At 39.8% G+C, this 17343-nt stretch carries 18 protein-coding genes; 11 read left to right on the top strand and 7 right to left on the bottom strand.

Going from position 1 to position 17343, the window contains the following annotated elements:
• Nucleotides 1-12 precede the first annotated feature (12 nt).
• Nucleotides 13-1440 carry a Si-specific NAD(P)(+) transhydrogenase gene (sthA, locus tag ACHUE3_RS16690; RefSeq protein ID WP_394193468.1) on the top strand — a complete coding sequence of 476 codons (1428 nt, stop codon included), beginning with the start codon at nucleotides 13-15 and terminating at the stop codon, nucleotides 1438-1440.
• Between the two features lie 74 nt (nucleotides 1441-1514).
• On the opposite strand, the gene hemE is transcribed toward sthA, so the two are convergent.
• On the bottom strand, nucleotides 1515-2579 hold the full coding sequence (gene hemE / locus ACHUE3_RS16695; protein ID WP_058561476.1) for a uroporphyrinogen decarboxylase: 1065 nt from the start codon (nucleotides 2577-2579) through the stop codon (nucleotides 1515-1517).
• A 496-nt stretch (nucleotides 2580-3075) separates the two neighbouring features.
• Here hemE and rsd point away from each other — a divergent pair, with 496 nt between their 5' ends.
• Complete coding sequence (gene rsd / locus ACHUE3_RS16700; protein ID WP_394193469.1) at nucleotides 3076-3546, top strand: sigma D regulator; 471 nt, start codon at nucleotides 3076-3078, stop codon at nucleotides 3544-3546.
• Nucleotides 3547-3653: 107 nt separating this feature from the next.
• On the opposite strand, the gene fkpA is transcribed toward rsd, so the two are convergent.
• Nucleotides 3654-4406, bottom strand: coding sequence for an FKBP-type peptidyl-prolyl cis-trans isomerase (fkpA, locus tag ACHUE3_RS16705; protein WP_394193470.1), 753 nt, complete (start codon nucleotides 4404-4406; stop codon nucleotides 3654-3656).
• Between the two features lie 202 nt (nucleotides 4407-4608).
• Between fkpA and ACHUE3_RS16710 the strand changes: the two genes are divergently transcribed.
• Both ACHUE3_RS16710 and ACHUE3_RS16715 read left to right on the top strand, forming a co-directional pair.
• On the top strand, nucleotides 4609-5607 hold the full coding sequence (locus ACHUE3_RS16710) for a WD40 repeat domain-containing protein (protein ID WP_394193471.1): 999 nt from the start codon (nucleotides 4609-4611) through the stop codon (nucleotides 5605-5607).
• Nucleotides 5594-5809: a SlyX family protein gene (locus ACHUE3_RS16715; RefSeq protein WP_394193472.1), complete on the top strand. Its 216-nt coding sequence runs from the start codon at nucleotides 5594-5596 to the stop codon at nucleotides 5807-5809. The genes ACHUE3_RS16710 and ACHUE3_RS16715 overlap by 14 nt, the downstream gene beginning before the upstream one ends.
• A gap of 9 nt (nucleotides 5810-5818) precedes the next feature.
• On the opposite strand, the gene ACHUE3_RS16720 is transcribed toward ACHUE3_RS16715, so the two are convergent.
• Nucleotides 5819-6022 carry a YheV family putative zinc ribbon protein gene (locus ACHUE3_RS16720; protein ID WP_087532624.1) on the bottom strand — a complete coding sequence of 68 codons (204 nt, stop codon included), beginning with the start codon at nucleotides 6020-6022 and terminating at the stop codon, nucleotides 5819-5821.
• A 121-nt stretch (nucleotides 6023-6143) separates the two neighbouring features.
• Here ACHUE3_RS16720 and ACHUE3_RS16725 point away from each other — a divergent pair, with 121 nt between their 5' ends.
• From ACHUE3_RS16725 to ACHUE3_RS16740, 4 genes are all read left to right on the top strand, one after another.
• Nucleotides 6144-8066 (top strand): ATP-binding cassette domain-containing protein, encoded by a 1923-nt coding sequence (locus ACHUE3_RS16725; protein WP_394193473.1) that lies wholly within the window; start codon nucleotides 6144-6146, stop codon nucleotides 8064-8066.
• On the top strand, nucleotides 8053-8466 hold the full coding sequence (locus tag ACHUE3_RS16730; protein ID WP_394193474.1) for a TIGR02444 family protein: 414 nt from the start codon (nucleotides 8053-8055) through the stop codon (nucleotides 8464-8466). Before ACHUE3_RS16725 ends, ACHUE3_RS16730 begins: the two co-directional genes overlap by 14 nt.
• A gap of 720 nt (nucleotides 8467-9186) precedes the next feature.
• Nucleotides 9187-10167: a hydrolase gene (locus tag ACHUE3_RS16735; protein ID WP_394193475.1), complete on the top strand. Its 981-nt coding sequence runs from the start codon at nucleotides 9187-9189 to the stop codon at nucleotides 10165-10167.
• Nucleotides 10164-10412: a YheU family protein gene (locus ACHUE3_RS16740; RefSeq protein WP_394193476.1), complete on the top strand. Its 249-nt coding sequence runs from the start codon at nucleotides 10164-10166 to the stop codon at nucleotides 10410-10412. Before ACHUE3_RS16735 ends, ACHUE3_RS16740 begins: the two co-directional genes overlap by 4 nt.
• Here the strand turns inward: ACHUE3_RS16740 and ACHUE3_RS16745 are convergent, their stop codons facing one another.
• Genes ACHUE3_RS16745 through ACHUE3_RS16755 form a run of 3 tightly spaced genes read right to left on the bottom strand, consistent with a single transcriptional unit; the run spans nucleotide 10413 to nucleotide 12890 of the window.
• Nucleotides 10413-11144: a LytR/AlgR family response regulator transcription factor gene (locus tag ACHUE3_RS16745; protein WP_394193477.1), complete on the bottom strand. Its 732-nt coding sequence runs from the start codon at nucleotides 11142-11144 to the stop codon at nucleotides 10413-10415.
• Nucleotides 11134-12192, bottom strand: a complete 1059-nt coding sequence (locus tag ACHUE3_RS16750) for a sensor histidine kinase (RefSeq protein ID WP_394193478.1) — start codon at nucleotides 12190-12192, stop codon at nucleotides 11134-11136. Before ACHUE3_RS16750 ends, ACHUE3_RS16745 begins: the two co-directional genes overlap by 11 nt.
• Nucleotides 12193-12248: 56 nt before the next feature.
• Nucleotides 12249-12890, bottom strand: a complete 642-nt coding sequence (locus tag ACHUE3_RS16755; RefSeq protein WP_394193479.1) for a hypothetical protein — start codon at nucleotides 12888-12890, stop codon at nucleotides 12249-12251.
• A gap of 193 nt (nucleotides 12891-13083) precedes the next feature.
• Between ACHUE3_RS16755 and ACHUE3_RS16760 the strand changes: the two genes are divergently transcribed.
• On the top strand, nucleotides 13084-14271 hold the full coding sequence (locus ACHUE3_RS16760) for a dipeptidase (protein WP_394193480.1): 1188 nt from the start codon (nucleotides 13084-13086) through the stop codon (nucleotides 14269-14271).
• A 14-nt stretch (nucleotides 14272-14285) separates the two neighbouring features.
• On the opposite strand, the gene ACHUE3_RS16765 is transcribed toward ACHUE3_RS16760, so the two are convergent.
• Complete coding sequence (locus ACHUE3_RS16765; RefSeq protein WP_394193481.1) at nucleotides 14286-14963, bottom strand: hypothetical protein; 678 nt, start codon at nucleotides 14961-14963, stop codon at nucleotides 14286-14288.
• 153 nt (nucleotides 14964-15116) lie between these two features.
• Between ACHUE3_RS16765 and ACHUE3_RS16770 the strand changes: the two genes are divergently transcribed.
• Together ACHUE3_RS16770 and ACHUE3_RS16775 are read left to right on the top strand one after the other, a co-directional pair.
• On the top strand, nucleotides 15117-16040 hold the full coding sequence (locus ACHUE3_RS16770; RefSeq protein WP_394193482.1) for an alpha/beta fold hydrolase: 924 nt from the start codon (nucleotides 15117-15119) through the stop codon (nucleotides 16038-16040).
• Nucleotides 16041-16166: 126 nt separating this feature from the next.
• Nucleotides 16167-17015 (top strand): hypothetical protein, encoded by an 849-nt coding sequence (locus ACHUE3_RS16775; RefSeq protein ID WP_394193483.1) that lies wholly within the window; start codon nucleotides 16167-16169, stop codon nucleotides 17013-17015.
• Nucleotides 17016-17343: the final 328 nt, after the last annotated feature.

Consider the following 17343-nt stretch of genomic DNA (forward strand, 5'->3'; position numbering starts at 1 on the left):
GTAGGAGTGGCTGTGGCCAAACAACAAGTAAAGAAAGAACAACCATCATATCAATATGATGCAATCATTATAGGCACAGGCCCTGGCGGTGAAGGTACCGCCATGAACCTGTCTAAAAGCAACAAAAAAGTGGCTGTTATTGAACGCCAAGAAGGTGTAGGTGGGGGCTGTGTTCACTGGGGCACCATTCCATCAAAAGCGCTAAGACACTCTGTTAGCCGCTATATTGAATACAAAGCAAACCCTCTGTTTAGCATGGGTGAACGCCCTACTCGCTTAACGTTTCCTGATATTTTGCGCCACGCAAGTTCGGTAATTTCAAAGCAGTCTAATTTACGCAGTAGCTTTTACGATCGTAACCGTATTCACCTATTCCAAGGTGATGCGAGCTTTGTTGATAAAAACACCGTTGAAATTACTCGCCTTGATGGTTCAACAGAGCGTTTAACAGCTAAAACAATTGTTATTGCCACTGGTTCGCGCCCTTATCGCCCACCTGAAGTCGACTTTACTCACTCACGCATCTACGACAGCGACACTATTTTAGGCCTTGAGCATGACCCTCATCGCGTCTTAATTTATGGTGCTGGTGTAATTGGCTGTGAGTATGCGTCTATTTTTAAAGGCCTAGGTGCTAAAGTTGATTTGGTAAATACTCGTGACCGCCTACTTGCGTTTATGGATGCTGAGATCTCTGACGCATTGAGCTACCACTTTTGGAACAGCGGTATTGTTATTCGTCACAACGAAGAGTTTGACCGCATTGAAACCCGTGAAGACTGCGTGATAATGCATTTAAAATCAGGTAAGCGTGTAAAAGCTGATTGTATTTTATTTGCTAATGGTCGAACGGGTAACACCGACGGCTTAAATCTTGAAGCTGTTGGCTTAAAAGCCGATGGCCGTGGCCAGCTAAAAGTAAACGAAACATACCAAACCGAGATCGATAACATTTATGCAGTAGGTGATGTAATTGGTTATCCAAGCCTCGCCAGTGCGGCGTTTGACCAAGGTCGAATTGCTGCTGATGCTATCGCTTGTGGCAATTGCGATGAAAAACTAATTATTGATATTCCGGCGGGTATTTATACCATTCCTGAGATGAGCTCTGTGGGTAAAACAGAACAGGAGCTCACAGCCGCAAAAATCCCTTATGAAGTAGGCCGTGCGCAGTTTAAACACTTGGCGCGTGCGCAAATTGCAGGTACTGAAGTCGGCAGTTTAAAAATACTGTTTCACACTGAAACCAAAGAAGTACTTGGTGTACATTGCTTTGGTGAGCGTGCCTCAGAAATTGTTCACATTGGCCAAGCCATTATGGAACAAAAAAATGGCGGTAATAATATCGATTACTTTGTTAATACCACATTTAACTATCCAACCATGGCTGAAGCCTACCGCGTTGCGGCACTAAATGGCTTAAATCGTTTATTTACGTAGGTCTAAATGTAAGTAACAAAAAGCCCGCTTAACATTAAGCGGGCTTTTTAATAAAGAGTATAAATAGCTATTTGTTATTTATGATATTGTGCACTTAACTCATGTACCGCATTGATGAATACACCTGCATTTTCAGGGTCAACATCTGGTGTTATACCGTGGCCTAAGTTAAATACATGGCCGTTACCTGTGCCAAAATCTTCTAAAATTGTGCCTACTTCTTGGCGAATACGATCATGTGTGCCGTGCAGCATTGATGGGTCCATATTACCTTGTAGCGCTACTTTGTCACCAACACGGCGTTTAGCATCACTAATGTTAATAGTCCAATCAAGACCTACTGCGTCACAACCTGTTGCAGCGATTGCTTCAATCCATTGACCACCATTTTTAGTAAACAGCGTTACAGGCACTTTACGGCCGTCATATTCACGGATTAAACCATCAACAATTTTGTGCATATACTGCAATGAGAACTCGTTGTAATCACGCGGGCTTAATACACCACCCCATGAGTCGAAAACCATAAGTGATTGAGCACCCGCTTTTACTTGTGCGTTAAGGTAATCAATCACTGAGTCGGCTAACTTATCAAGTAATAAATGCAGTGTTTGTGGCTCTGCAAACGCCATCTTTTTGATTTTACCAAATACTTTACTGCTTGAGCCTTCTACCATATAGGTTGCTAATGTCCAAGGCGAACCAGAAAAGCCAATCAGTGGCACTTCGCCTTTTAATTCACGACGAATAGTGCTGACTGCGTTCATTACGTAGCCAAGTTCATCTGTTGGATCTAACTTTGGAATTTTCTTAACATCAGCTAAAGATGAAATTGGACGTTCAAATTTAGGACCTTCACCGGTTTCGAAGTACAAGCCCAAGCCCATTGCATCTGGAATCGTTAAAATATCGCTAAATAATATAGCAGCATCTAGCGGGTAACGACGTAGTGGCTGCAAAGTCACTTCACAGGCAAGTTCAGCATTTCGGCACAGGCTCATAAAATCGCCCGCTTGTGCACGTGTTGCACGGTACTCAGGCAAATAGCGGCCAGCTTGGCGCATCATCCATACCGGAGTTACATCAACAGGTTGTTTTTGTAGTGCACGTAAATAACGGTCGTTTTTTAATTCGCTCATAGCGTAAAGGATCCTAAAACTTGTATATATTGCGCAGATTGTATCACCATATCGCAAAACGCTCTATCGCAATAATTGTAAAACACCCCAGTATAGATTTAGATCAAAGGTTTTATTTAATGTTTAAAAAGCGAGCAACAAAAAGTAACATTTAAATTTTTTTATTAATAAGTTTGCAACATACAAAAAACCTTGGTATAACTTGTTCCGCGTTAACAAAAACAATAATAAAAATTGTATAACAACAATAATAAAAATCTTCCCAAAACAAAAAGAAAGCTTGTTTTAACAAGTCATGGAAAAAGAAATTAAACCACCATTTATGGTGGTTTTTTCTTGCCTTAAAAAAACTAAACACACTTTTATTTAACTTTGATAAATTGCTTTATATCAACAACTTAAAATTTTGTTACGGAATAAAGAAAAAAATGTGTTGATCTTTCCTCCATATTTCATTGTTATATAAACAAAACCAACCCGGCTTAGGAGAATAATCATGCTGACGCGTTTGGAAAAAGCTCAACAAAAATGGGGCGGTAGCCACACAATAATCGATAAATGGCTAACAGAGCGCCAAGAGCTACTCGTGCTTTATTGTAAAATTGCTGGTTTTTCACCGTATGATAAAAAAGACCACGCTTTACCAGATCAGCTGCAAATTCAGACCTTTTGCCAAATTTTAATGGATTATTTGTCTGCTGGGCACTTTGAAGTTTATGACGACATAGCAAAAGCTTGTGAGCAAAAGGGGCCTAAAAGCCAACAACTTGCCAATGAATTATACCCTCGCATCTCTGACACAACGGATATAGCTTTAGACTTCAACGATAAATATGCCGAAGTTGCAAAAGATGATTTGTTAGATCAATTTGATAATGACTTATCTAAGTTGGGTGAAGCATTAGAACTACGCTTTGAGTTAGAAGACGAACTCATCGATAACCTATACTCAAATCACACAGATTAATTATTATACCCAAACCACACCAAGGCAGATAATTTGTATCTTGAGATCGTTTGGGTATATTGCACTAAAAAGGGGCCAATTAGCCCCTTTTTGCTAGCTTGAGTAAATTACTCAGCAGCTGCTACTTCTTCTTCGCCTTGAATTTCAAGTAATTCTACTTCGAAAACAAGTGTTGAGTTAGCAGGGATCTTACCTAAGTCACGTTCGCCGTAAGCAAGGTCAGATGGAATAGTGAATTTGTACTTTGACCCTACAGGCATAAGTTGTAAACCTTCAGTCCAACCTGCAATTACACGGTTGAGTGGGAAAGTTGTAGGCTCATTACGTGAATAAGAGCTATCAAATTCAGTACCGTCTAGTAAAGTACCTTTGTAATGTACTTTAACAACGTCAGTAGCTACAGGTTTTTCACCGTCACCCATTGACAGTACTTCGTATTGAAGACCTGACTCAGTTACTGTTACGCCTTCTTTTGCAGCGTTATCAACTAAGTATTGCTCACCCGCTGCTTTACTCTTTTCTGCTTCAACTTTAGCCTGAGCTTCTTGCTTAGTGCGTACAGATGTATCAAGTGCAGTTAATACTTCACGGATTTTCTCTTCATCAAGCTTAGACTCGCCAGCAAGTGCATCTTTAAAGCCGCGCATAAGTAGTGCTTGATCAAGCTCAACACCTAGCTCAGTTTTGTCAGCTAGGTCTTTATTTAAAAAGTTACCAACAGATGCACCAATACCGTATGCTTGTTGTTGTGCTTCAGTTTCTAACTTTACAGGTGCTTGTTCTTGTTTTGCTTCTTGATTACAAGCTGTAAGCGCTAAAACTGACGCTGCAATCAATGACAATTTAATCGTCTTTTTCATTTTAAATCTCCGACACACTTTGCAGATGTCATTTATTGTATTATTACTAGTTAAAGATTAACGGCCTACGTGATAGGCTGCTTATCTAATTACTGAATACGGCAAAAAGCCAATTTCAAATCATTAGATAAACGACCTCGACCTTTATCGCGTCCTAGTCTAACCTCTCAATCAATAAGAGTTAAGGGGAAATACCTGTAATATGTCGATATTTCGTACTTTTTTGTATCTTCTGTGCTGCACTTTATTAATTGCCTGCTCAGAACAAAAAGAACAAGCGACTGCCAGCTATGAGCATGCAGCTCGAGGCGCGTTTGCCTCTGCCCTTTCTCATGATGGCCGATATAGCCTAATCTCATCTATACACCATGGGGTCGCTCTTTGGGATAATCAACAGCAGGTTTTAAAATATCAATGGTTTCAGCAACAAGACCAAGACAGCCTAGTACATACTGTTGCCATAGCCTTTGATAATAGCCATGCTGTTACCGCTGAAAAAACCACCTTTGCCGTATGGGATATAAACACCGGTGACAACGTTGGTTATTACAAAATAAAAACCGCCACCATTCGCGATATCGCTATTAGCAATCAAGGTCGCAGTGTTTTATATGGCCGCAGCGACAATGTTGTTGTTTATCTCAACTTAGAGACCGGTAGGCGCATTGAGTTCCTTGGCCACCAAGAAAAAATTAACGTGGTTGATCTAGCACCCAATGGCCGTTTTGCATTAAGTGGCTCAAATGATTATGTTGCGTACTTTTGGGATACGCAAAGCGGCCAAGTTATCCACCGTTTTAATCACCCCAACCGCGTAACGCAAGTAGCCCTTGATCCACAGGGTCGCTACGCCTTTACCGCTGACAGTATGGCACAAGCACATGTATGGCAGCTGACAACAGGTGATCTTGTTAGTAAACTAAAGTATATTGCCCGTCAGAAAATTTTTACTGCAGTTAGGTTTAACGAACAAGCAACCTTGTTACTAACGGGCTCACCGAACCGTTTGGTTGATTTATGGAAAATTGCCGATGGTGAAAAAATTCAGAGTTGGCGTGTCACCCCGCGCGAAGGCAGTAAGCCTAAATCAGCGGTGGTGCTTGATGTCGCTTTTACTGATGACGACACTGCGTTGTTAACCGAGAGCTCCAGCGGAATCGCTGAGCGCTTTACTATACGAGAAGCTAATGAACACAATTGAAAATCGCTTAATGGAACTTGAGGCTAAAGTCGCCTTTCAAGACGAAACCATTGATATTTTAAATGATGAAATAAAAGCTCACCAGCAGCTGTTGGCTAAAATGAAGCGTCAAACAGAGCTACTGGCGGAAAAAATTAAAGAATCACAATCATCGACATCTATGATGTCAAATATGCCTGAGCCACCACCACCGCATTATTAATGCAGGCGGTTAATCACCCGGCTTAAACACGCCAATAACTTGTTCGAATTGGCGTGTTGATGCTTGCACAGCTTGCTCTGGTTGCGTCATTTTATGACCGCACTGGACACACTCTACCTTTTCAACGTCATGCTCTTTATATAGCATCATCATATCCATGGTTTTACATTCAGGACACGTTGCGCCCGCAATAAATCGTTTTCTCTGTTTCACACCGTCTCTCCACAGTTTAGCTGCTGCCATTTTATCCTAATAAAGATACGATTGATAACCATAAGTCGATCCGTGTTATGATGTAGGCAATTAAATCAGGGCACAGTAAAGTAACGTATTCATGATCCAAATCTCAGAAATAGAACTCCTACGTGGTGGTAAAGCACTGTTAAAAGATGCCTCAGCAACCTTATTTCCAGAGCATAAAGTAGGCTTAGTAGGCGCTAATGGCTGCGGTAAGTCGACCTTATTTAGCTTATTAAAATCAGAGCTTTCATTAGATGCGGGTAATTACACTATTCCCAAAGATTGGTCTATTTCGTCGGTAAAACAAGAAACCCCAGCACTTGAAATAAGCGCTATTGATTACGTACTACAAGGCCACCCTGATTATTATGCATTGCGTATTGCTCTGCGCGAGGCTGAGCAAAATAACGATGGCGATACCCAAGCCAAGGTGCATATTCAGCTTGAGAACATTAAAGGTTACAGCATTGAATCTAAAGCAGGCGAGCTGCTGCACGGTTTAGGGTTTGCCAATAACCAAATTGAAAACCCAGTAAGTGCATTTTCAGGTGGTTGGCGTATGCGTTTAAACCTAGCCCAAGCTCTTATTCGCGATGCCGACTTACTACTGCTGGATGAGCCAACTAACCACTTAGACTTAGATGCCGTATATTGGCTAGAACGCTTTTTACGTGCTTACACCGGCACGCTTGTATTGATCTCTCATGACCGTGAATTTTTAGATGCGGTGGTTGATCAAATTTGGCATATCGATCAGCAAAAAATTAACGTATATAAAGGCCATTACTCGCAATTTGAGCGCCAAAAAGCCGAGCGTTTATTACAACAACAAGCCATGTTTGAAAAACAACAAGAGCAAATAGCCCACCTTGAGCAATTTATTACGCGTTTTAAAGCTAAAGCCAGTAAAGCTAAACAAGCACAAAGTCGGGTTAAAGCCCTTGAACGGATGGAAAAACTTGCCCCAGCGCATGCCGACTCGCCGTTTGATTTTGAATTTGCTGAGCCAATTGCTTTACCTAATCCGCTGATGACACTTGATAAAGCCAAAGCAGGTTATGGCGATATCACTATTTTAGATAGCATAAAACTTAACTTAGTACCCGGTAGTCGCATTGCATTACTTGGGCGTAACGGCGCGGGTAAATCGACCTTAATTAAACTCCTAGCTGGCGAACTACAGCCACAAGCCGGTGAAGTATTTCAGCATCAAGGTTTGAACATAGGCTACTTTGCGCAGCATCAATTGGAATCTTTAGATTTAAAAGCCAGTGCCGTTACACATATACAGCGCTTAAACCCAAAAGCCAGCGAGCAATCACTGCGTGACTTTTTAGGCGGTTTTGCGTTTATAGGCGACAAAGCTCTTGAGCCAGTTGCCCCATTCTCAGGGGGTGAAAAAGCCCGCCTGGTTTTAGCTATGCTGGTCTATCAAAAACCTAACTTACTGCTTCTGGATGAGCCAACAAACCACCTTGATTTAGAAATGCGCCACGCTTTAGTGATGGCATTGCAAGGTTTTGAAGGCGCGATGGTTACCGTATCGCATGATCGCCACATGCTAAAAAACACCGCTGATGAATATTACTTGGTTGATAATGGCGAAGTCACGCAATTTGGCTATGACTTAGATGAGTATTATCAATGGCTACTCAATGCCAATAAAGAAGCCGCTAAGGTTGGGCAAACTGATGACGAACCAAAAGTAAACTCGCAAGTTAACCGTAAAGAGCAAAAGCGCTTAGAAGCAGAGTTTAGAAAATCAATTCAGCCCCTTAAAAAGCAGATTGAAAAACTAGAAAAGCAACTCGATAAACACTCAGCAGAACTTAGCGAAGTGGAAGTTGCATTGGGCGATAACGCGCTTTATAACGATGACAACAAGGCCAAATTAAAAGAGTTAATTAGCAAACAAGCAACATTAACACCTAAAGTAAACGACATCGAAGAAGAGCTACTCATGGCCCTTGAAGAGATGGAAGAAAAAGAACAAGCGTTTGCCGATGAACTTGCTTAACAGCGATGACTTTTGGCAATTTGCCTGTGACCTTTATAGCAAAGGTGACATGCAAACGCGCCTGTTGGATTATCAAAACCAACAAGGTAAAAACGTAAACCTGTGCTTGTTACTGTATTACCTAGATTCTCTCAATCTAGCAATTAGCCAAGCACAGCTAAACGAACTTGAACTATCGATTAGTGAATTTGACCAGCAGGTATTAATCCCACTACGTGCTACCCGCGCCTACCTAAAAACCAATCAAACAGAGATTGCAGATTACGCAGCTATTCGTAAAGAGCTACTCAGTACTGAGCTCAAGCTCGAGAAACAACAACAACAGATGTTAATAACCAAAATTAATAGCTTTGCGCTAGCACCGTGCGGCACGCCAAATAACACAAGCTTTTATTTGTAAAAGCGCTCATGTAGGTCGTGCTTTAGCGCGTTAATAGTAATAACGACATAATTCATGGCTAAAGCCATTTCCTACGAGTAGTCATATCTTGCAAGAGAAACCAGTTGTTGCTGCAAATAAGTTTGCACTTCCCTCATTTACTTCTCACTCTGTTCTCTTTGTGCAAAAAATCTTGCAATGACTTCCTCACAAAGAGGTTTAGAGGCGCTACGCTTTTGAGGAAAACAAAGTCGTGATTTAGCTCAGCAAACTTTCTGCAAAAATTGTCGCCATAAATGACGACCTACAGTAATTCATTACCTTGTAACTTTAAGCTTTTTCCTTGCAAACTCGCTAACTTCTCTTGGCAATTTTGATCCAAATCAACTTCTTTACGGCTCTTTTTGTAATGAGAAAAATAGCTTGATCTGGATCATATCAAGCTCTGTAAATCCAGCCTATGATTAACCCATAGACATTAGGAGGCGGTTATGGACGTATTCTTTAGAGATTTTTTTAGCGACCCAGTACTATTTTTATCATTTGGTTTTTTAGGTGTTGTTATTAGTTTATGCCTTTTCTTTGTGTATTTTTTTATTAAAAAAGTACACGACGATGACACTCTTAACCAACCACATTAAGCACGACGCGCAAAGCCCCTATCAACTTGTTTGATTAGGGGCTTTTTATTACAAAAAATTTGTTACACTAACCCCTCGATTAGCTGAACAGTTAACAAAAATGCTTTCACATTTTAACCCAGCATGGTGGATGCAAAACCGTCATGTGCAAACTATCATACCGCGTTTTTTTAGGCCGTTTCATCATACACGTTACCAATTAGAACTACTTGATACCCCAGATGGCGACTTTTTAGAGCTTGCATGGTCATTACCAAAAAATGATTTAGCCCCGCTTGCCATTGTGCTGCATGGGCTTGAAGGCAACATCAATAGCTTTTACGCCAAAGGCATGATGAAGGCGTTAAAAAAGCAAGGCTATCAAGTGGTGCTTATGCACTTTCGCAATTGTTCAACACAGGCTAATAAATTACCTCGCGCTTATCATAGCGGCGAAACAGGCGATCTTGATTTTTTAGTTAAGCACCTAAAGCAGCAGTTTCAAAATCGTGCAATGGTTGCGGTCGGCTTTTCATTAGGTGGTAATGTACTGGCTAAGTATGTTGGTGAACAAGGTGATGACTGTTTACTTGACGGCGCAGCCGTTGTATCTGCCCCTTATGATTTATCACCATCGTGCCAAGTTATTCGTAAAAGCCTAGGTAAAATTTACCAAAAGTATTTACTCGATCGGATGAAAAAATCCATGCGCCGTAAATTACCGCAAATTAAGCAGCAAATCGATTTAACGCCAGAGCAGTTAATGAAGATTGATGACTTATGGCAATTTGACGATCAACTAACTGCCCCTCTACATGGCTTTGACGGTGCAGAAGATTATTACCAACAAGCCAGCGCTAAACCCTACTTAAAGCAAATAAGCACACCTACATTGGTTGTACATGCCAAAGATGACCCCATGTTATCTATCAAAGCAGTTCCGAGTAGGCAAGATGTGAGTGAGCATGTTACGCTGCGCATCTCTGACAAAGGCGGCCACGTCGGCTTTATATCAGGTAACAACCCGTTTAAACCTATTTATTGGTTAGAGCAAATCGTGCCAGAGTATTTTAATCAGCTAGTTAATAAAGAGCAGTTATGATCATTCCACACCAGCAACTCGATAAAGATACACTGTATAACTTAATTGAAAGTTACGTTTTACGCGAAGGCACCGATTACGGTGAGCAAGAGTTCAGTATTGAAAGTAAAGTGGCGCAAGTTCACCAGCAATTAAAAAATGGCGATGCGATGGTGTTTTTCTCTGAGCTACACGAGTCGGTCACCATTATCTCGAAAAACGAATTCAAAGCCATGCAAAGTGAAGAGCAACATTTGCAACAATAGCTATAGATTAAAGCTCAATTGTTGCTTCAACTTACTTGCTTGACGACGAGATATTTCAACTTGTGCACCATTACTGAGCTTTGCCAATAGTCCATAATTTATAGTTTCTTCAAGCTCAATTATCGCATCTAGTCGTATTATGTCACTGCGGCTTGCTCGTAAAAAGTAATCTGGGTTTAAGCGAGCTTCAATTTTAGTTAAAGAGCTATGAATATAGGCCTTCCCGAAAGCAGTAAAAATCGCTGCATGATTACCAATACTTTCAAACCTTAAAATATCTGCCAATTGGATAATTTTCATGTTCTCTGAAAATTTAACCATCAATTTAAAGTTATCTTCTAAGTAACTAACTGGGCGCTGTGTCAGCTGCCCTTCCAGCTTTGCTAAGGTGCCTTCTAAACGGTCTTTTACAATAGGCTTTAGTAAATAATCAACGGCATTAAGGCTAAAGGCATCTACAGCAAACTCGTTATACGCCGTGCAAAATATTATATTAGTCTCACCTGCTAGCTGCTCTGCAAGTTCAATACCTGTGCCGCCCGGCATTTCAATATCAAGAAAAACAACATCAGGCTTATGCTTTTTTATTAATTCATAAGCATGGCTAATATTTTCTGCCTCATCGATTATATCTATGTGTTTATAGGGTTTTAATAACCGAGCTAACTCATTTCGAGCAAGTAGCTCATCATCAACTATTAATGCTGTTATGGTCGGCTTATTATGTTGCATAGGGTACCTCCAAAGTTGCATTAAACTGTCCGCTCTGTTTTTTAATGAGCAACTTACCATGCTGCGCAAACATCAGCTCAAGTCTTGATTGAATATTCTGTAACCCCAATTTGGTGCCGGATTTAAGTTTCGTTTCATCAAAAGGGTTACTCACTGTAATCGTGACTGTTTCCCTTGTTCTCACTACATCTACTTTTATTTCTCCACCCTCTACTAAATGGGCAATGCCGTGCTTTGTGGCGTTTTCGATTAAAGTTAATAAAGCCATACTCGGTAATACAACTTTTTTTAACGCGTCATCACACTGCATTGTGACTAAAAGCCGTTTACCAAACCGTACTTTTTCAATCGCCAAATAATGTTCGCATACCGTCCACTCTTGTTCAAAATTGACGTGGGTTTGTAAGTCTGTGGTGAGGTTATATCTAAATAGCTCAGAAAGCTGGGTAACAATATCAGCGGCTTTATCTTGATCTTGGTAAATCATGCCACGAATTGAGTTTAAGGTATTGAATAAAAAATGAGGATTGATTTGATTTTTAAGGTTTTCAAGTTGCTGCTCTTTCAGCTGACTCATAATAAGTTTTTTTTCTCTTCGCGATACTACAGCTAAGTAACAACCACTCCATATTAAACTCATTACTAACGCATTAAAAAAGCTTGAGAACACTCCGGTAAACTGTTGCTCATTTAAATCTACCGCTGCTTCTCCATACATTTGTATGCTCATACTCGAAGCACTCTCAGGTAAAATGAAAGGCGTAAAATAAACTACATTCAGAGTCTGTATTAATGCTAACGGAATAGATAATGCACTTAGCAAAAAAATATTGAGTCGTGCTATTTTTAACTTACCACACAACCGGTTACCTAAGGTGTAAAGGATAAAATGGGTCAATAACACAAATACAGATGCATGCGAGATAGTCCTTAAAAGCAAATTAGCATGGTGCTCTGATGCTGTATTTAATATCGCAACTCCTAAGCTATAGTTTATAAGCACAATACAAGTAAAAACCAACAACTGGCAAAACCAATAACTTCGCATGGGTACACTCCTTTGATAATACTCAGTATTGTACCCAAGACCGATTAAGTTACTACTCAAAATTTTGATACCACAGTAAAAAACATTGATTGATTATCGCCAACACTTAGGTAACCCGCGCTAAATAAGGCATATTTTGCTTTCGTTGTTTCCAGTGCGAACTTATAACCAGTCTCACTTTTTAACGCATCGCGATGCTCTAGTGCCGTATTCAGCACAAAATCCTTATAAAAATTATATTTGCCACCCACACGAGTTATATCAAATGTTTGAGAGCCTACGTGATTATTAATATCGAGTTGCTGCTTCATTAATGCACTTTCAATATAAAAATGTGCTTTGTCTGAATATGCCCAATTAACCCCTAAGGTGATTTCGGTTTGAGTTAAATTAGATTTGCCACCCTCTTCATTTATTTGATGCTGCAAGCGCCCATAAAGATCAACCTTACCATTGAGCTGGTCTTCTGAAAGTTCGCCTAATGAAGCTTGGTAATTAATACCAACACCTTTACCATCAAACACGTCTTTAATTTTGGCTGTTTGAAAGTCAACAGAAAAACCCTCATGGAATTGAAGCACTGAATCGGTTTTACCTATTTCATTGGCGTAACCGAATGATGAAAAACCCAATAATAATGTTGCTAAGATTGGTTTAAAAGATAGTTTGCACTGCTTATTGTTGATAGTAAATTGCATAGTGATGTCCCTTAAATTGCAGTACGCCTTAGATGCATACTGAGTCTTTGTTGACCAGAACTATAACGATTACACTTGATACCGAAGGGTAATAAGTGATTAATGGCTAAAAAAGAGGATAAACGGATAGTAGGCAGGACGAATCGATTGTTGTTACAATCATTAGCATTATTATAATAAAACAGGTTAGAACATGAAATTACGTTTAGCACTTAGCGCCATCGTACTCACCGTTGCAGGGGCACAAGCAACGACGGCCACCCCTTCAGATAAAGCTGTCAAACTCACGCAAGATACCATTTTAATCGATACCCATATTGATGTTCCTTACCGTATTCATGCAAAGTGGGCTGATGTAACTAAAGCCACTGATGGCGGTGACTTTGACTACCCACGCGCGGTTGAAGGAGGCTTGAATGCCCCGTTTATGTCGATTTATATTCCTGCTCATTTAGAGTTTGAAGGTAAAGGCAAAAGCTATCAATTAGCGAACCAATTAATAGATGGCATGGAGGCGATTGCACAGCGCGCCCCTGATAAGTTTGCTATTGCTGACTCTATAAGTGATATAGAACAACAGTTTAAAGATAAGAAAATATCAATCGCAATGGGCATGGAGAACGGCTCGCCTATTGAAGGTGACATGAAAAATCTGAAGCACTTTTTTGATCGTGGTGTACGCTATATCACGCTAGCTCACTCTCAAAGCAATCATATATCTGACTCATCGTATGATATCCGCCGTAAATGGAAAGGCTTAAGCCCGTTTGGTAAAGAGCTGATAAAAGAGATGAATAACATCGGCATGTTGATTGATGTATCGCATATTTCTGATGATGCGTTTTACCAAGTAATGGCGCTGTCGAAAACTCCTGTTATTGCATCACATTCATCATTGCGAAAGTACACACCTGGTTTTGAGCGCAATATGGATGACAAGATGTTATTAGCGCTTAAAGAAAACGGCGGTGTTATTCAGATAAACTTTGGTTCAAGCTTTGTTACCTCAAGCTCACGTAATTGGTACGATCAATTAAATGACAAAAAAGACGCCGCGAAAAAGCAAGGTACTAAGTTAAGCAAAGATTTTGATGCGATGTACCGTGCTAAAAACCCATTCCCATTTGCCAGCCTTGAGCAAGTACTTGATCATATTGATCACGTTGTTGAGTTAATTGGTATCGATTATGTAGGCATTGGCTCTGATTATGATGGTGTAGGTGACTCGCTGCCTATTGGCTTAAAGGATGTGTCCACTTATCCGAACCTAGTACAGGGTTTGATGGATAGAGGCTACAGCGATAGTGATATTAAAAAGATTTTAAGCGGTAATACGCTTCGCGTTTGGAAAAAAGCGGAGCAATACGCAAAGCAACATTAATTCATAAGCCCTAGTTAATTAGGGCTTTGCTTCGGTGAAAGCGATTGAATAAGCGTTTTCACCACAACTTCCTGAGACTCTGTTCCCGCTTTTTTGATTAACTCATAAAGCTCATCATTGTCAGGAAATGCGTCTAACGTACAACTAAACTGCTTTTTTAAATCATATTGGTAATGTTCTGCCTCTGAAATAATTTCACCCGATGATAGTTGGTATAAAGTTCCCTTAGCATTAGTGTTAAGTGCGTTATCATCTGCGTAGTAACCATCCTTTGAGCGATACTCAAACGTGCCGCTAAGCACGAGTAATAGCTCAATCTCTGTGTGCTTTTTAAGCTTTATATTACTAAATTGAGATACACCGACTTCATCATTGATAAAAGATAGCGCCTCCCGATTCAATGGCTTGAGCACCACATCATCTGTAGCGAATTGCGTCACAGCATATTGCACAAACTGTTCATTTAATGCTGCTGGCAGTAAATAGCGTTGCTCCTCGTTATTAAATACGGTAAGCCCTGTGTGCTCGCACTGTAACGCATCGCCGATAATAGAGATAACACCTATTGTTTTGGGTGTGTTCGATGTCACTGGCGGTACAACCGTACTTTTGCTAACACGCGTTTGATTAATGGGTGCTTTGTGAATTGTACAACCAGTCAAAAAAAATAAAATAAACAACCACCTAAACATATATTTCCCTTCAGTTGTGTTTGAACCCTGTAAAACTATATTCAGTATACGAGCGATGCTATGACCATAAAAGTTCATAATAGATGCGATGACCCTTTAGGCTAATATGACTATACTAAAAAGCGTAGAGTCAGAACATGTTAAATGTCGAGTATGCTTACAATAAAAACACGTAGTGGAATTACTATAAACTACCAAGACACAGGTAATAAAACTGCTCCTGTTATTATTTTAATTATGGGTCTAGGTGCGCAGCTCACGGTATGGCCTGATGAATTATACTTAGGTCTGGTAGCTAAAGGTTTTAGAGTAATCCGTTTTGACAACCGCGATGTCGGACTTTCAAGCCAACTAGAGCAGTTTGGTAGCCCTAACCTATTCAAAATCTGGCTAAGTAAACGTTTACCTATTAAAACCCATATTCCATATACGTTAGATGATATGGCAAATGATGTATTAGAATTAATGGCCGCCTTAAAAATCAAAAAAGCACATTTAGTGGGTGCATCAATGGGAGGAATGATTGCGCAATTGATTGCCGCACAGCATAAAAAGAAGGTTTTAAGTTTAACCTCTATTATGTCAAGCTCAAGCAAACCTAAGCTGTCGGCGTCTAGCTTAAAACTATTTTTACAGCTGGCAAGACACCGTTCGCGTCAGTTCAGTCGTGATGGTGCTATACATTATAATATAAAGCTTAATCAATTAATTGGCAGTCCAGCGTATCCCCAAAATGAACAAGCTTTGCGTAAACAAGCCACATTAGGATTTGATAGAGCATACAACCCACAAGGCTTTAACCGTCAACTTGCAGCCATTGCCGCTAGTGATTGCCAGCAACATTTAATGCCTAAAATTAAAGCTCGCACCCTCGTTATACACGGCAGTTTAGACCCTGTCATGCCAGTCGCTGCCGGAAAGAAAACCGCTCAACAAATTCGCAAAGCAAAACTAAAGATAGTAAATGGTATGGGCCATGACTTCCCGCCAGCATTAATGGCAAAAATGACCAAATGGATCAGCAAACACGTTAGAAAAGCAGAACAAAAGCGCGCACAGAAAAAGCTTAAGAAATAAATGGCGGACACGTAACTGCAACAACCGTACCCAAAATAACACCTTCAGAGTTGCTTTACAGTGCATATAAGATCAAAATACAACCATTATCAATGCTATATAAAAATTAAAAAATAGAAGAAATACATGAAACTTTGCAATTTAATCCTAAAGCTACTAATTATTTTTCCTACTATTGCAATGGCAAATGACTATAAAGCTCAATGCCATGAACTTAAAAGTGTCCTAAAAGCGAAAAATAATGCCAATTTAGTTTGGGGTGACTACTCCACGAGTAAATTAATGGCTATTGAAAAAATTCTAATGAATGGCTTTGAAGTACCCATTATTGTTACAGAAAACGTAGAATATAGTGCTTTTTATGGCAATAACTCCCCAAGCTTAATCATAATGGATCGGGATGAAGGTGATGATGAAGATGATTCTAAATCTCAAACACTCTTTTTCAACTCATTACTCTCACAAAGCGCTGAGGAAAAATTTCCACCACCATTCCCGGATACTGTTTTTGAAATAATTAAAGAGAGCCTATCTGTTACACCTGATGATGTTAATTGCAATATAACCACGCCAGAAGAAATGAATACCCTCATAAAGCAATCGGTTATGATTACCATAAAATCTTTTTATACTCGTGGTAATAAAGTAAATGCAATTAGGATAGATGATAGAAATGCTTTCGTAATAACTAATGAATTTGGTTTCGAGTATTTTGAGATGTACAACAATAAAACACTAAGGATGGTCGTTGATACTTATGAGGCAAGCGACTTGGACCAATTTATCAATTCGCTTAATTCTCAGAATGCCTTAAGTGAACCGCCAATTGTCACTCAAGCCATTTTAGAAGGAATTAATTCCAATAAGGTAGCTGACTGGGAAAATGTACTGAAAGTAATGGAAGTGAATAACTATTCTGAAACACCCAAAAATTTCATTATTGAGTTAATTTCGAAATTAAAAGAACCTAAATGACAAATAGATTTTAAACAGCCCCTTAGCTTGGCTGGAGTTTCAAAAAACTCAACCCAAGCTACGGCGTTTAAACTCACATAGAGCTACTCGCTAACTTATCTACAGGCATTAAAAAAGGTCACCGAAGTGACCTTTTTCTAACAATTAACTTAAACGTTAATTATTACTCGTTGAACGTTGCTACAAAGCACCTACACCTAAGGTAAGAGCGCCACCTTCACATAACGTAAATTGCAGGCATTAAAAAAGGCCACCGAAGTGACCTTTTTCTAACAATTAACTTAAACGTTAATTATTACTCGTTGAACGTTGCTACAAAGCACCTACA

Source organism: Pseudoalteromonas atlantica (genome assembly GCF_043641955.1).
GTDB classification, from domain to species: Bacteria; Pseudomonadota; Gammaproteobacteria; order Enterobacterales; family Alteromonadaceae; genus Pseudoalteromonas; species Pseudoalteromonas atlantica_A.

Excerpts from the sequence above, each read along its gene's own strand:
- ACHUE3_RS16760 (WP_394193480.1), top strand. The coding sequence starts at position 13,084 with ATGAAATTACGTTTAGCACTTAGCGCCATCGTACTCACCGTTGCAGGG.
- ACHUE3_RS16735 (WP_394193475.1), top strand. The coding sequence starts at position 9,187 with ATGCTTTCACATTTTAACCCAGCATGGTGGATGCAAAACCGTCATGTG.
- ACHUE3_RS16770 (WP_394193482.1), top strand. The coding sequence starts at position 15,117 with ATGCTTACAATAAAAACACGTAGTGGAATTACTATAAACTACCAAGAC.
- ACHUE3_RS16715 (WP_394193472.1), top strand. The coding sequence starts at position 5,594 with ATGAACACAATTGAAAATCGCTTAATGGAACTTGAGGCTAAAGTCGCC.
- ACHUE3_RS16745 (WP_394193477.1), bottom strand. The coding sequence starts at position 11,144 with ATGCAACATAATAAGCCGACCATAACAGCATTAATAGTTGATGATGAG.
- ACHUE3_RS16775 (WP_394193483.1), top strand. The coding sequence starts at position 16,167 with ATGAAACTTTGCAATTTAATCCTAAAGCTACTAATTATTTTTCCTACT.
- ACHUE3_RS16710 (WP_394193471.1), top strand. The coding sequence starts at position 4,609 with ATGTCGATATTTCGTACTTTTTTGTATCTTCTGTGCTGCACTTTATTA.
- ACHUE3_RS16750 (WP_394193478.1), bottom strand. The coding sequence starts at position 12,192 with ATGCGAAGTTATTGGTTTTGCCAGTTGTTGGTTTTTACTTGTATTGTG.
- ACHUE3_RS16755 (WP_394193479.1), bottom strand. The coding sequence starts at position 12,890 with ATGCAATTTACTATCAACAATAAGCAGTGCAAACTATCTTTTAAACCA.
- hemE (WP_058561476.1), bottom strand. The coding sequence starts at position 2,579 with ATGAGCGAATTAAAAAACGACCGTTATTTACGTGCACTACAAAAACAA.
- rsd (WP_394193469.1), top strand. The coding sequence starts at position 3,076 with ATGCTGACGCGTTTGGAAAAAGCTCAACAAAAATGGGGCGGTAGCCAC.
- ACHUE3_RS16725 (WP_394193473.1), top strand. The coding sequence starts at position 6,144 with ATGATCCAAATCTCAGAAATAGAACTCCTACGTGGTGGTAAAGCACTG.
- ACHUE3_RS16740 (WP_394193476.1), top strand. The coding sequence starts at position 10,164 with ATGATCATTCCACACCAGCAACTCGATAAAGATACACTGTATAACTTA.
- ACHUE3_RS16730 (WP_394193474.1), top strand. The coding sequence starts at position 8,053 with ATGAACTTGCTTAACAGCGATGACTTTTGGCAATTTGCCTGTGACCTT.
- fkpA (WP_394193470.1), bottom strand. The coding sequence starts at position 4,406 with ATGAAAAAGACGATTAAATTGTCATTGATTGCAGCGTCAGTTTTAGCG.
- ACHUE3_RS16765 (WP_394193481.1), bottom strand. The coding sequence starts at position 14,963 with ATGTTTAGGTGGTTGTTTATTTTATTTTTTTTGACTGGTTGTACAATT.